6 protein-coding genes are annotated in these 14,878 nt (G+C 64.4%); 4 read left to right on the top strand and 2 right to left on the bottom strand.

Features of this window, described 5'->3' with window-relative positions; genetic code table 11:
- Positions 1 to 6 precede the first annotated feature (6 nt).
- The 4 genes from ACFWF2_RS24720 to ACFWF2_RS24705 all read left to right on the top strand — a co-directional run bounded on the left by ACFWF2_RS24720 (position 7) and on the right by ACFWF2_RS24705 (position 9,743).
- The gene (locus ACFWF2_RS24720; RefSeq protein ID WP_379309823.1) at positions 7 to 639 is read left to right on the top strand and encodes a hypothetical protein; all 633 of its coding nucleotides are present in this window, start codon (positions 7 to 9) and stop codon (positions 637 to 639) included.
- A 140-nt stretch (positions 640 to 779) separates the two neighbouring features.
- The gene (locus tag ACFWF2_RS24715) at positions 780 to 4,655 is read left to right on the top strand and encodes a M15 family metallopeptidase (RefSeq protein WP_379309840.1); all 3,876 of its coding nucleotides are present in this window, start codon (positions 780 to 782) and stop codon (positions 4,653 to 4,655) included.
- Between the two features lie 637 nt (positions 4,656 to 5,292).
- A complete protein-coding gene (locus tag ACFWF2_RS24710; RefSeq protein WP_379309822.1) occupies positions 5,293 to 9,063 on the top strand; it encodes an AAA family ATPase in 3,771 nt (1,256 codons plus the stop codon).
- Positions 9,064 to 9,515: 452 nt separating this feature from the next.
- Positions 9,516 to 9,743 (top strand): tyrosine-type recombinase/integrase, encoded by a 228-nt coding sequence (locus ACFWF2_RS24705; protein ID WP_379309821.1) that lies wholly within the window; start codon positions 9,516 to 9,518, stop codon positions 9,741 to 9,743.
- A 725-nt stretch (positions 9,744 to 10,468) separates the two neighbouring features.
- Here ACFWF2_RS24705 and ACFWF2_RS24700 read toward each other — a convergent pair.
- Positions 10,469 to 14,095, bottom strand: a complete 3,627-nt coding sequence (locus tag ACFWF2_RS24700) for a hypothetical protein (RefSeq protein WP_379309820.1) — start codon at positions 14,093 to 14,095, stop codon at positions 10,469 to 10,471.
- A partial coding sequence (locus ACFWF2_RS24695) for a toll/interleukin-1 receptor domain-containing protein (protein ID WP_379309819.1) occupies positions 14,092 to 14,878 on the bottom strand: 787 nt, incomplete at its 5' end. The genes ACFWF2_RS24695 and ACFWF2_RS24700, both read right to left, overlap by 4 nt.

The following is a 14,878-nucleotide window of genomic DNA, read 5'->3' as shown; positions in this document are numbered from 1 at the left end:
AAGGTGATGAGCAGCCCGGATGGATCGGTGCACGTCTCAACGCCCTCTGGGTCGCAACGGCCGGTGCGCGAGGACGTGTTCACCGAAGAGATGCACGAAGACCAGTGGGAGCATCCGGTCGCTGGTGAAGCTGTCAACGGGGAGGCAGCGGAAGTCGATGAATCTATTTGGGAGGTAGCCGGCTTCGCCAGCGAGTTCGAGGAATCAGAAGCGCCCGAACCGAGTCGGTACTCCCGGGAATTTCTCGGGGCGCGGTCTGCCTACCTCGGTGAAGCGGACCCCCTCGGCGGGGAGGTATCGGACGAATCCGATTGGCTGATAGAAGATTCGGCGAGTGAGTGGGCAGAGGCGGTGAGTGAAGCAGAGATCGAGAACTATCGACCGGTCCGCCGCGACCCTGACGAAGCCGCGCCCGGCTGTGCTCGGTGCGGGAAGCCACATCGAAAACGGTCCTCGGCAGTGCCGGCGGATGTCGTGGCATTCGTCCGGCGGTACCGCCCGCCCGCCCAGACAAGTCAGGCCCGCAGCCGAATTCCTTGGTTGGTCACACTCGGCCAGGGCGCATCACTCGCGCGCGAGGTTGCCATCGCGGGATACGCCACCGCACCGAAATATGCGTCTACCCTCACCGGGTCATGAAATTGATCGAGAAGGCCACGTAATGCCGCTTGCGCCGGCGTCGTCGATCGACACCCACCCCATCAGCTACCACAGCGGGTCCACACGTCGTTTCCGCTGCATTGGGGGCCGTCTTGTTGTCGTGAAGGGAAGTGATCGCCATGAGCGGCAGGTCGGAATCAGCGGTCTGCGCCTCCCAAGGATCCGATGAGGCAGACCCGGCGGGGTGGCCCACGCGCGAAGACCTATTTGTCGATTCCGTCAGGGAGGCGGAATCGGGTTGGGCCGAGGCCGATGACTCGGAATCGGACCGATATGCACGAGCCGACGAACAGCTCTCCGACCCGGCGTTCGAGTCGGATACTCGATTCGAGTCGGATTACGGCGCCGAGGCTGACCCCGAAGTCGAGCCCGGTTACGGCCCGGAGACCAGCGAGCACGGTCTCGATACCGAGGACGCGGATCGGGCGACCGACTCCTTTGTGGATGAAGCCGAATTCGCCGAAGAGCTGGATGAATCCGGTTGGGAGAAAGAGCACTCCGTCGATGAGGTCGAACGTGACGGTGCGGAATACGACGAGTACGACTCGATGGAAATACCCGTCGAGTTCGGGCACGACTCGTACGCGGAGGATGACACCCCAGACACCGATCGGACCGGGTCTGACCTCGAAGAACCTGCCGATTTCCACGATGCTCGAGAAACATGCGAATGCGAGAACTGTGCCCATTGCGCCGAACAGGCGGACTCGTCGGCGGAGGCGTTCGAGGCGCCGGTAGTGCCCGCGAATACTCGCCCACCCATCCGATCGACTTCGACGTTGCGGGAAGCATGGCGCGAGTATCGTTGTGCGACCGCCCGGATGGTGAGCCTCCGGATGTTCGGAAATTGGAACACGCCCGTCAATCCGAGGACAGTCGAAGCGTGGCGTGCTCTGGAGTCGTCCCTGACCTCGGCCGGGTACGAGGTTCATCGGGCGTGGGTATATGTGTGCCGCAATATCGGCGGCACCGCGTCGGCTTCGCTGCACGCCTACGGCTTGGCGATCGACATTGATCACTCGAGACCCACGTGCAACGTCAATCGCCCGACGCCGAACCGCCGGCAAGTCTGGTTCTCGTCGGCGGCGACGAAACCGGATCGCTGTCTCGACGTTCGGCGCGGAACGGCGGACACAAGTTTCACACCGGAACAGGTGGCGGCTGTGGAGGCGATCCGCACCGTCGACGGGTTCCAGGTCTTCGCGTGGGGTGGCCGTTGGTCGACGACCAAGGACACGATGCACTTCCAGATCAACGTGACGCCGACAGAACTTGCCCGGGGGATCGCACCCGAGAGCATCGGCACCGTCCAAGCTTCGGAAGCCTCGGACGAGTACGGCGCCGAACAGTGGCCACAGCCCGAGGATGAACCGGCGGCGTTCGATAGGCTTTCCTCCGGCGGGTACTTGGATTCAGAGCTCATTGATGCAGACGAAGCAGACGCTGAATTGCAGGGACACGAAGACGAGCCGATGAGGCTGGCCGACGAGGCGATGGACAGCGAAGGGGAGCGACAGCTCACAATTCCGTCGACCCGACCCGTAGCGACGGCGGCGGATCTGGACACCGCCTTGCGCGTTGCGTTCACGACGACGGGCGTGGCGATCGTTGCCCGCTCGGGCTGCGGATACGCGGTGCACCAGATCGGGACCCCCGCAATCTGTGTGCCTGAGCCGCTGGTCTGGAATGTCCTGACAGTTACCGAAATTCACGCTGTCGTGCTCAACGGGCGAACGGCGTACCTCCCTGATCCCGCCGGGGTGGGTCGGTGGGTTCAACTGCCACGGATGAAGGAGTTCTTCGCTCTTCCCGGTGCGACGCAAGGAAGGCAACGGGCGCGATGGATTGCTGCACTTCGCAAACCAGGTTCGACACTGCCGCCGATCGATCTCAACCGCGCCGACAGCGCTCTGCTGCGCGCGTTGCTCGTGTGGAACGCGCAACATGCGCATCCAGTCGATACGGTTCACCGGAGGATCGGCGGCGTGCCGCGGGACCGTGGTGGTCGCGTGAATGGCGCCACGGCACCGATTGCTCCCATTCCCCTCAGTGAACCAGACTGCTATCTCCCGGTGATCTTCACTGTCGAGGGGGGGCTCGAGAGCATCAACGCGTGGGACGCCGGCGCCGGACTCAGCCTTGGACCGATCCAGATCAACGCGCAGCGCGCGGCGCTGCCCCGCTTTCTGTGGGCGGTCTGGCAGGAGGATCCCGCGCTGTTCACACGCGTGCTCGGCGCCGATACGCTCGGCTGGCAGATGCGCGTCCACGGTGACCATCCCGATCTGATCGCAACGCGGGGCACGTCCGTGGTCACAATGCACGGCAGCGACACCGATGCCGACGTCCGGCGCATGATCCGATACCTGCACAACGGCGATCCCGGAAAGGAGGGCTTCGACCCCGCCTGGCGGCGCCGCCCGGCGGCGGCGATGCTCGCACTCGTGTGCTGGCCGCACATTCAAGAACTACTCCTGCGCGCCTCCTCGGACTGGTTGCGGCCCGGACTGGCCGCGATCAACCGCGCAGGAATCGGGCCTGTCGATCCCGTCCGGCCCGACCAGGACACGTTCGTGTTGACGGCACTGCTCTTGTCAGCGTATGTCCGGTTCTCCAGCTGCTTGCCCAAACTGCTCAAACTGCTGGTCAAGTGGCCGAGCGCGGGAGCAAAGCTCGAGCATTTACAAGGCGCGGTTGAATCACTCGGCGACCCGTGCCGGGAACTCATTCCCCGCCTCAGCGCCCAGAAGACCAGTGCACGCAACGTATTCCGGGAACTGCCGGTCACCGCGCGGTCGACCCCCGGCGACGCGACAATCCGCGGGGCGACGACATCCGAGGAGGCATGGGGGACCGTCGGGACGATTCCCGGCGGCCCCGCCGGCGGACTGGCGGGTCGCCGAATGGGCGCCTGGGCGGATCGCCCGAGTGCGGTCGTGGCGCCACCTGCGATAACTACGCCCTCCCGTACGCCCCCGGCGTCGTCCGCGCGACCGGAGGGCCGTGCCGGTGGGGCCATCGCGACCGAGAAGGAGTGCGTTGCCGTTCCCGTGCTTGTCCCGCCGACTCTCGCGTGCCCGGCAATGGACGGCGTGTCCGCCGACCGGCCGCTCCGAATGCCCTCTCCCCGTGCTGGGCGGTTTGAATCCGATCCGGCGATAGCCGCTTTCGCGACAGATCTTGGTCGTTGCTACGCGACCCGCAAGGGTGGCTCGGACGACGAACGCGCTCGAATCACCACCTGGATGGCCGACGATCTCGCGTCGGACTATGCGGCGTCCCTCGCAGCGGGCCTGGTTCGCTACGGCGAAGCGTGGCGAAAGCGTGCCGATACTGCCGTCCAGCAGCGCGCGGAAGAACTGCGGCGCACTCGCCGGGGCGTCCTCACTACCGATGACCTCGCGATCGTGGAGCGGGAGCGGTGCGTGCAAGAACTCTGGCTGGCGGGACGAATGAACTGGCTGCGGACCGGCTGGATGGTAGGCCAACGAGAGAAGATCGACTTCTCCACGCTGATGCCGCCTTCGATTCCCATGCTGAGGAGTTTCGCACCGCCCGCGCTGCCTCCGGGGACAGAACCAAGCCTTGTGCCGATCGAGCCCGAAGGCCGCGGAACACCGATTACTTCGGAGGCCAAGAGGTTTCTGGTCGAGCTTCGAGGTCGGTCCTCGGGATTCGATGCCGCCAACTACAGCGGACACGGCGGGGGCAAGTTTTCGGGCCGTGGCCTATCCCTCGACCTCAGGCTCCGTAGTCCCCTCGACAGCCGCGGATTCTACCCGCGCGACAAGGCGATTGCATTTCTTGCCGACATCGATGCCGCCGCACGCGCGGTCGGGCTGCGGTGGCGGGTACTATACAACGACTTCGCCGTTGCTGCACACGTAAACCGACTGAAAGGCGCCCGCCATGTCGGCTTCGTCGGCTCGCCGAGTAGAAACCTCAACTGGCACGGCCCCCTCGTTCTGCACTTCCATCTCGACCTCGCGCCGTGATTCGCGGCTGCCGAGATGCTACTGCCGACTCACCTGTGCCAGTGAGCATGTCCAGTGCGCGGTCCGCAAGGTCCAGGACGTGGTCGATGTCGCGGCCGTCGCGGCCGGCGGACATCGAGGTTGCGAGCAGGGTGTGGTGCAGCACGTTTTCGCGGCGGGGCCGGTCGCAGCGCCTTGTGTCTGAGCATGCTGCTCCGAAAGCTCCGCAAATCGCTCAGCTGATGTGCCCAGCGCCGCTGCCTGTGCAGGCCAAATCTACTACCGCCGTGCGGATCAGCGGATGCCGGAACCGCAGCCGGTGGCTGTCGGCATCGTAGGAATGGCCGATGAGCAGCGCCGGACCCCGACAGCGTCCCCACCTGATCGCAGCTGTGGTGCAGCACCTAGTGGGACGTTCGTCCACAAGCGTGGAGCCGTTGCGAACGGAGACGGTCTTTGTAGCGTGTCGGTTGCCGCCGAAAGCCGTTGAGGTTGATCAGGTTCAGAACACCGTTCAGAACCGGGCAGGTCTCAGGCGTGGTGCGATGGACGCTAGCGTACGGTGTCGCGCCCCGTAGTTCGTTGGTTTGCGGAGTTATAGGTGCAGGCGGGTTGGTCGTGGTACACCAAGCACATGGCCGGTATTCAGCATCTGTCGATGAGGGTTCCGTGGCGAGACCGGCCCTGGGACCAGTTCATCTGCACCGAACCCCTGGGCAATTCGTCGTGCACTCTGCTGGCCTCGATCGGCAAGAACCGCGACGACGAGTTCGAGGCCGACCAGCGCGGGCGGGACATCGGCCTCCTCGACCAGAACCGGTTGCCGTGCTTGAGCGAACGAGGCACCTTCATGTCCCCCGACGGCTACAGCGTAGTGAAAAGCCATCCCTACCAAGATAATCGCGCATTGCGCGGAACACTGCACGACACCACTGTCACAGTGCCGGGATACGCGTTCGAATCCGTTCCCTTCCGCTGGCTCAGCCGCACTTCATTCGCCCAGGACATCGGCCATGGGCGGGTGCCCGCGTTCGACCAAACCGCGGAGGACGCCGCCGACGCTGCCTTGCAGTGGTCCCCGAACTGGATCATGAACGGCGCGAACCAGCGTGCGATCATCGACGCGTTCTTCGAACCGGTGTCGCCTGGCGACTCACTCGTCTTCGCCTATCTGAAGCATTCACCGCTGCAGGAGGAACGGACGGACCGGCTCTTGGTTGGCGCTGCTCGCGTCACGCGAGTGACGGCGCCCCCGATGTGGAATCAGACCGGCAACCCGCCCTTCGACTCCTCGATGTGGGAGACGATAGTCGAGCACTCGCTGCGCCCGGATATGGGTGACGGAATCCTTCTGCCCTACCAGGAACTGGTCGACCTCGCCGACCAAGGTGCTGATATCGGCCGGGCGCTCGCGTGGGCACCGGAAGGCCGGAATCTGGAATTCTCCTACGTCACCGAGCACCTCTCCGACGATGCGGCGATCGAAGCCCTGGGCTCACTGCAGACAGCGGCGGTCGCCATGCGCGAACTCGGGCTGACCGTCCCCGATGCGGGCATGGATTGGCTGCGAGACCAGACCGAGCGGATGTGGCAACTACGCGGCCCGGTACCAGGACTGCCCGGCGTGCTTCATGTGATCGGTGTCCAGCACCCATATCCGGCATCCCGGGCTGTCCTGTCGGCAGTCGGCGACAACGGCGATCCGTGGGAGTATCTGGAGCAGGTTTTCGCCGACCCGACCGGTGCCCCCGACACGGTTACCTGCCACATCGGACGCACGCAAGCGCGGGTGTGGGCGAAAACCTCACCTGAGCGCCGTGCGGTATTGCGTTTGCTGTCCGGCCTCGACATCTCACCCACTCAAGTGGAGATGATGCTCGACGGTGCGACCGAGGTCGAGATGGAGCCCGAGGATCTGCTCGCCAATCCGTATTTCGCGGCGACGTGCACCTACGGCGTTGCCGATCATGTGCCGTTCACGACCGTGGACCGTGCGATGTTCCCCCCGGCGCACGTCACGTGGCGTCCGCCGATTCCCGAGGAATCGGCGCTGAACGACCACATCGACCGCAGACGAATCGAAGCGTTGCTGACCGATGTCGTCGAGCGACAGGCACTCCACGGAGACACTGTGGTACCGGTCGGTGAAGCCGTCGCGCTGGCCCTCGATGTGCCGCTCGCTCAACCACCGGCGTTGAACACGACTATCCTGGCCGGGCTCGATCTCGACCACGATGGCATCCAGGACTGGACCGAGTGGTCTCCGCTGACAAGTGTGTTACTGGCCGACGACATCCCGGCATACAAACTCGTCCGGATGGAGACGACCGCGGACACCATCCGCGAATGGGTTTCTGTGCAGCGCAAACGCCCCCGATTCGGGCCGATCCCGGACGCGCGGACCGTCCTCGACGAAGCCTTGCGCCGCAACAAAAGTGTCACCGGCGCGCTCGACGAGATCGAGGAGAAAGCCCGGACCGAAAAAGCTGCGGGCCTTTCGGCCCTGTATGACTCCCCGCTGTCGGTGCTGATAGGTCCTGCCGGGACCGGAAAAACAACATTGCTGCGCGCCTTGGTCGAGTACGACGATGTCGCCAGCGGTGGCGTGCTCCTTCTCGCGCCCACGGGCAAGGCTCGTGTGCAACTGGAAACCAAGGTGGGACAACCCGCCAAGACTCTCGCCTCTTTTCTGGCCCGCACCGGGCGCTACGACGGCGAAACCGGGCGCTACCTGGTCTGGGGTGAGGAAAAGCCAAGGCAGACTTTCGGTGTGGTCATCATCGATGAGGCTTCGATGCTCACCGAGGAGATGCTCGCCGCCGCCCTTGACGCCTTGGCCGGAACACGTCGGCTGGTGTTGGTCGGAGATCCGAGCCAGTTGCCTCCGATCGGGGCGGGACGGCCGTTCGTCGATCTCGTGCACGAATTGCGTCCGCAGCGACTCGGCACCTGGTTCAAAGTGGCACCGGACTATGTGGAGCTGCAGATCCCGCGTCGTCAGCTCTCCGACGGAACGCACGGCACCCGCCACGATCTGGAGTTGGCCGCCTGGTTCGGCGAAAACACCCGTGGCGCCGGGGACGACACGATCTGGACCGACCTGGCGACTACACCCGACCTGCCGACTGTGCGCTACGTATCATGGGCAGGCCGCAGCCCCGTCACCGCGCTCACCGACGAACTCAACCAGTATTTCAACCTCGCCGACGCCGACGACCCGATCCGGGCATTCGCACTCACCTACGGCGGCGAGATCAGCGGCAAGTACCTCAACTGGGTGCGCGGCGCGGGCCCTCGAGCCGAACTGTGGCAGATCTTGTCCCCCACCAGATCCCGCGCCTTCGGGACTGTGGAACTCAACCGTCACATCAAACGCACCTACCGCGCAGCCGACACCGAATGGGCGCAACGAAACACCTACGGCGGCAACATCGCGAAACCACTCGGCCCGGAACTCATCGTTCGTGGGGACAAGGTCATGCAAACCGCAAACCGTCGTTCGCGCGCGTACCCCGCGGATGGCGCGATGAACTACATCGCCAACGGAGAGATCGGCGTCGGTATCGGTTTCACCCTCCCTGCCGCGAAGAAACCCAAGAACAAGCTCAAGCTCGACGTCGAATTCTCTTCGCAACCAGGATTCCAGTACAGCTACTGGCCCAGTGACACCGAAGAGCCACTGCTCGAGCTGGCCTGGGCCGTCACCGTGCACAAATCGCAAGGCTCGGAATTCGATGTCACGTTCCTGGTTCTACCCGCCCGCGCCAACCTCTCCCGCGAACTGATGTACACCGCACTGACCCGGCAGAAGAACAAGATCGTCATCCTGCACGAAGGCTCCCTTGCCGAATTGCGCGACCTGGCACATCCCGCACGCTCGGAAACCGCCCGCCGCCTCACCGACCTGTTCCGGACACCGGAGCCGGTTCAACTCGAATTCCGTGGTACGGAGAAGCGATTCGACCGCAAGCTCCTCCACATCTCAAGCGGCGGGATTCCGATGGCGTCGAAGAACGAGGTCATCATCGCCGGGTTGCTGGACCAACTCGTCCCTGGCAGTTGGCAATACGAGGCGCCACTCACCGGGGCAGACGGCCGTGTCGTCCTGCCTGACTTCACCGTCGTCGCACCCGACGGACGGGTCGTGTACTGGGAGCACGCCGGAATGCTCGATCTTCCCGACTACGCCCGCAAATGGGCTCTCAAGAAGTCCTGGTACGCGGCAAACGGCATCCTCCCCCATGACGCGGGCGGCGGACCGAACGGAACACTGTTTTTGACCGATGACCGAGCAGGAGTCGACGCAGCAGCCTGGCTCGCGGCCGCTGCCGACCTTCTGTGTGTCCAGCCGGCCATTACGAATCCCAACGGTGGAGCGAGACCACGTGCAGCGAAGAAGGTGGCACCGACAAGAGGGCGTCGCACATGAGGCGCCGGATCGTCGGCGACACGTCGTCGTATTCTCCATTCCACTTCACGCGCAAATGCGGAAAGCACTTCCAAACACCGCAGCTACTGTCCTGGGCGCAGCGGTGATCGTGGTCTGCGGATCCAGACCGTGCCCGACGTTTGTTCCGGCCACAGCACCGGCGTCCATGCTGAGCCACCCACGCCGAGTTCACGCAGCTCGGGCGGCGTTGTGCTCGTTGCGCCACTTCGATCGCGCGGCTACCAACGCGATCACGAGGTACCGCATCCCGCATCGGTGAGGTGTCGGGTTGCCGGGTCGGTGATATCGACACAGAACCTGGACGCGGACTGTCCGCCGCCAGACCACGCCTGGTCCCGGCGGCCTCGACGACAAAGGAACAAAAGGCAACCGTCGACGCTACGTCCCACTGATCGAAGAAGTTTCGGCAACTGGTTCGCGATCGCATCGCCGTGATCGGTGAGGACAACCTCGATGCTCGCCTCTTCGTCGGCCCCCGCGGTGGACGGATCGCCACCGGAGTGCTGCGCGATGCCACCCACTGGGACGAAGTGGTCACGAAACTCGGGTACGAACACCTGCGTCGGCACGATCTCCGGCACACCGGGCTTACCTGGATGGCCGACGCCGGGGTCAGTCTGCACCTGCTCCAGATGATCGCGGGCCACGCCGACAGTTGAACCACGAGCGATATCTACACCCGGACCGACGGGAGGTCACCGATGCCGGCGACAAGCTGTCGAACCACCTACGGTCCCGTTCTGGTCCCGCTCCTCGTGTGGTGGGCTAACAGGAAAACCCTCTCCGACCGAGGTCAGAGAGGGTTTTCTACTGTCGGGCTGACAGGATTTGAACCTGCGACCACCTGAGCGAGCGTTCCGGTTCTCCTGACCGTACCACCCATCTATGCCGAATAATGCTCAGTGTCAGCGCTTTTCGCTAACTGACTCATCTCAACGATTCTCATGAATTCGCATTGATTCCGGTCAAAAGTGTGGGGTTTCTGTGGGGCGCTTCCGAGCTCGCTCCCCTAGAGCTCCTGACGGGTTCCGTCGGGTGACAGCGAGAGCCGCTGCCGTGCAGGAGGTTTCGTCGTGGCAGCACCCTGGATCGTGGATGACGAGTTGTGGTCGGCTATCGAGCCGCTACTGCCGGTCAAACCGGCAGAGACACCCGGCCCTGCCCAGCACGACCCGAGGCTGGTATTCCAGGGCATCCCGTTCGGGTGGGTGGTCCCGCTACTACCTGCGCATCACTCCGACACAGTCCTGGAGCTGGAATCCGGCCGGTGACCAATGGCACGACAACCGCCACGCTGAGCGCTGACGACCCGCGGGCGCAATTGCAGCCAGTCCGAGACTCCGGCGGTAGTCGGAACGGGGCGGTCTCGGTGCGACACAATGGATCAGCCCTGGGGTTTGCCTCGGCACAGCTCGGAGTACGGAATGTCGTTCGAAACCCAGTTCTTCCAGAGCTCGTCGCTGGGATTCGAGGTGAGTTTGTCGCAGATCGCGTCCCGCCATGCGGCGGGCGCCGGTAGCTGCCAGATCCCACCGCCTTCAAAGGGAGAGGCTTCGTCCAAGGCGACTCTCTGGGCAAATACGAAGACTCGACGCCCATCCTCGCTGAAATCGACAAGCGGGGTCGGGCCGAGTGGTGCGGTGACGATCGGTTCGCCGATCTGACGTCCGGTGTCGGCATCCCAGAACCGCACTGTGTGGTCCGTGGACGCGGAGACGAGGTATCTGCCGTCGGGGCTGTAGCTGATCGAATCGAGTTTCTCGTCGTGGCCTTCGAAAGGCTCGCCGACGACGTTGCCACTTTCGGTGTCCCATTGTCGGATCGTCAGGCCGTCTGCGACCGCGATGCGCTGATTGTCGTCGCGGAGCGCCATTCCCGTGACGAAGCCCTCGATCGCCTTGCCGACCGGTTGCCTTGTTGTGGTATCCCAGATCCGTACGGAATCGGAGCTGCGGGAGTACAGACGGCGCCCGTCCTCGCTGAATACGATCTCATCCACGCCGTTCTCGTGGCCTGTCAACGGTTCGCCGATCTGATGCCCCGTCGCCCAGTCCCAGAGCCTGATTGCCTTGTCCCCGCTGCCCGTTGCGAGGGTCTTCCCGTCCGGGCTGAACTCCACGGTATTCAACGTGTCGGTGTGCCCCTTCATCGGCGCGCCGCGCTGGCGGCCGTTCTCTGCATCCAGGACGCGGACATCGTTGTCGCGGCCCACCACTGCGAGCCAGCGCTCATCCGGGCTGAAAGAGATCTGCATACCTCCGCGGAGCGCCTCGGAAACGATCACGGCCCCAACTCGTTCGCCGGTGTCGGCATTCAACCGTTGCAGCACACCGTCGCGAAAGATGACGATCTGCGGACGATCGGTGTCTATGACCAGGCGGGAATCCGGCATCGCCTGCTCCACCGCCCGGCTGCCGCCTACCTTGCTGGGCAGCGCGGAGTCGGGATCGGCTCGGAATATCTGGCCGGTATCGTCGGCTACCGCAACGATCCGATTACCGTCAGGGGTGAAAGCGACGTGCAGGACGGCCGTATTGAGTCTGAGTGGATCGCCGACCTGCTGACCGGTGTCGGGGTCCCATAGTCGCACAGTCTTGTCGTCGCCGCCGGTGACGATCCGGCCCCCCTCCGGGCTGAATGCCACCGACACGACGGCGCCGAAGTTGCCGGTCACCGGGTTCGCGACTGCTGCGCCGGTCTCGGTGTTCCAGATCCGCAACGGTGTGCCTGCGCTCGCCAATGGACCGACGCCGATGGTGTTGCCGCCGGCGGCGATGAAGTGGCCGTCGGGACTGAAGCTCAGACTCAATATCGCTTCGGCGTTTTTGACGCGGGGGTCGCCGGCGGGTGCCGTTTCCCTGAGTGCCGCGCCGCTGTGGGCGTCCCAGAGCTTGACAGTCTTCGCTGCACCGGCGGACGCCAAGCGATTCCCATCCGGGCTGAACGCCAGAGCCTGAACCTCTGTACCAGGTTCACCCATCGCTGGCCCTATCTGCCGGCCGGTCCGGGCATCCCACAGACGTGCGTGATCTCCGTAGCCTGCGGCGACCCGGTTTCCATCCGGGCTGACGACAGCGGCTCGCATCCAACCCGCACTGTCCGTCAAAGGTTGTCCGCTCGGCTTGCCCGTCGTCGAGTCCCAGACCTGAATGATCCTGTCCCGGTCGCTCACGGCGAGATACCGCCCATCCGGGCTCACCGCCATGACCTTGCCGTCGGCGACGAAGGGCTCCCCGAGCGGGTTCCCCGTCTCCGTGTCCACCAGTTCGATTCCCGACGGTGTGCGCGTGACAATCCGCCGACCGTCGGCGCTGAGCACACCGCCCTTCGCATCCAGGTCGATGATCTTGTGCAGGCGTGCTTCGTTCCGCAAGGTCGTCAGCAGCGCACCGAGGTCGGGATTCGTCGAGATATTCTGTGCGGCAAGAAGTTTGTTGAGAGCCGCCAACTCGCTGCCAGGCTGGCCGCCGGCCAGCATCGACTGTGCCTGCGAGATCAGGCGCCCGGCGAGCGCCTCTTTGCTGCGGTCAGCGGCATCGTTGCGGGCGTCGGTGGCCGAGTACCAATTGAGGACGGCCAGGACAGCCAGCACGACCGACACCAGGCACACCACGGCCAGGACGGCCGACATCCGCCGGAATCGCCGTCCTGCTCGCCGCTCATCATCCAGTTCGGCCTCGCGCTGGGCGGCAGCGACCAAGAGGGCTTGCTTCTCCTTTTCCGCGTGGGCCGCGTGGGCGGCGTGGGCGGCGCGCTCGACTTCGGAGCGGCGCCGGTCGCGGTGTTCGCGCACGACGCCGGTGAGCACATCGTGCGTCAGTTCTATCCGCTGCGCTCCGTGGTATTCCTCGAGTCGCACCAGGCGTGAGCCGATCAGCCGATCGAGTTCGTCGCCGGTCAGCCGTGACGGCACCGCGTCCTCACGGGCATAGCTGTCGCGAAAACCCTTCTCGGTGATCAGTTCCGACTCGATGAATTCCGCGACACGCGGTGACAGATCACGCACGCACGACACGTAGTAGTTCGACAGAATGTCGCGTTGGGCATCCGCGACCAGCTGTTCGTCGAAGTGCGCCCGCCCACGCCGCTTCCGCTCTTCGTTCAGCTCGCGGCAGAACAGGCTCAGCAGCGCGGGCTCCACGTCCGAAGCGGCGAGATCGCCGAGGACATCGATCAAGGACGCATCCCGGCCGAGGTGCAGGTCCTCACCGGCGATGATGCCGACCACCCGGTGTGCGAGAGCATCGGTGATCAGGTGACCCGACGGCTTGCGGACCGCATCGAACGCCGCGTCCGCGCGAAAGGGAAGCAGCCGCATCCGGGACCGTCCCAGCGCGGGAATCAGTGGGCACCACTCCTCGAGGTTGGGAAGAAAGTCCTCCCGCAACGTGATCAGCAACTTGAAATTCTGCGACCGCAACCGGAACCGGCCTGCCTCGGCCTCATCGTTGTCGATCCGGGCGGCCACATCGTCGGAAATCCGGTTCTCGGCGAGGTCGCCGAGGTCGTGCATGAATTCCCGTACGAGATCCGGGACGCGCTCACCGCGGGTGAAGAGTTCCTCGAACTGGTCGAGAACGATCACCGGCGTGAGCGGATAGTTCTGCGCACTCCAGAGTTCGAAGTCCTTGCGATGCAGGTACTCCCAGAGCGATTCATCGTCGAGAGGCAGCATCGCATCGGGCGCATCGGCCCGGATCGAGTTGCGTACTGATCGGTGCAGCTGGCGAGACAGTGTCGCCGCGTTCGGTGTGAGATCCAAGCGGATGTAGATCGGCAGGTAGTTCTCGTCGCGCAGTGCGGGAAAGAGGCCGGCTCGCAGCAGCGACGTCTTCCCGAGTCCGGACCGCCCGTACAAGACCGTGACCGGGGCATCGCGCACGTGGATCAGCAGGGACTGTGCCTCTCGGTCGCGCCCGAAGAAGAACGCCTGCCCGTTCTCCTCGAACGACGCCAGCCCCGGCCACGGGTTCTCGTCGTCGAGTTGTCCAGCTCTCGTTCCGGGAGTCACGCCGCTGTCCGCCGCATCGCACGGATTTCATCTTTCAGCATGGCGGTGAGCCCCGCATCCGGCTCGCCGCCGGGCGCACTACCGAAGTGCAGGCGTCCGAAAGACTCTGGTATCTGCCGGTAGCGGCTCGGGTCGTCATCGTAGTTGTCGTCGATGACCACGGGCACGATGAAGCGGCGGCTCGGAATGGAGCGGGCGCGATCGGCCGCCTCGTACCATTCTCGGAAAACGTAACCTTCGTCCGCGTGCTCGGTATTCATGGAAATTATCGGGACGAACAGGCGGACTGTCCGACGGATGCCGCTCAGAACCTCGTGTTCCCACGCGTCTCCTGGACAGATCCGTCGCTCGTCGAACCACACGTCCCCGCCCAGGCTCGTGATCGCGTCGCACACCCGCCGCGCCGCGTCCGCGTCCTCGCGCATGTAACTGATGAAGATCGTCGGTGTGTCCGGAGGCGAAGGATCGGCCGCGCCGACCGCATCGTGGTGCCTGGGCGCGACCTGCCGGAGCCAGCGAGCGTGTAATTCGTCGACGAAGGTGGCCGGTTCGATGTCCAGTTGCTGGACCAGCGTCTTACGGCAGTATGTCGCGAAGAAACTCGACAGGGAAGATTCTCGTGACGCCGAGCAGCCGGCGAGAAAGAACGGAATGCGTTCCAGGGACAGCCGGGTGTTGCTGGACATCCGTAACAGGAAACGCCCGAGCCAGTCGGGGATCTCACAGCCGATGAAGAGCAGCGGATGCTGCTCGTAACCCCGACTGCCGTCGTGCAACAGATAG

This window comes from Nocardia sp. NPDC060259 (assembly GCF_042728775.1).
Lineage (GTDB): Bacteria > Actinomycetota > Actinomycetes > Mycobacteriales > Mycobacteriaceae > Nocardia.
The sequence above is the reverse complement of the archived record's forward strand: the minus strand, read 5'-3'. Positions and strand labels throughout refer to the sequence as shown.

Bases quoted from the DNA above. Each gene is read 5' to 3' on its own strand.
- ACFWF2_RS24715 (WP_379309840.1), top strand. From the start codon at position 780: ATGAGCGGCAGGTCGGAATCAGCGGTCTGCGCCTCCCAAGGATCCGAT.
- ACFWF2_RS24710 (WP_379309822.1), top strand. From the start codon at position 5,293: ATGAGGGTTCCGTGGCGAGACCGGCCCTGGGACCAGTTCATCTGCACC.
- ACFWF2_RS24720 (WP_379309823.1), top strand. From the start codon at position 7: ATGAGCAGCCCGGATGGATCGGTGCACGTCTCAACGCCCTCTGGGTCG.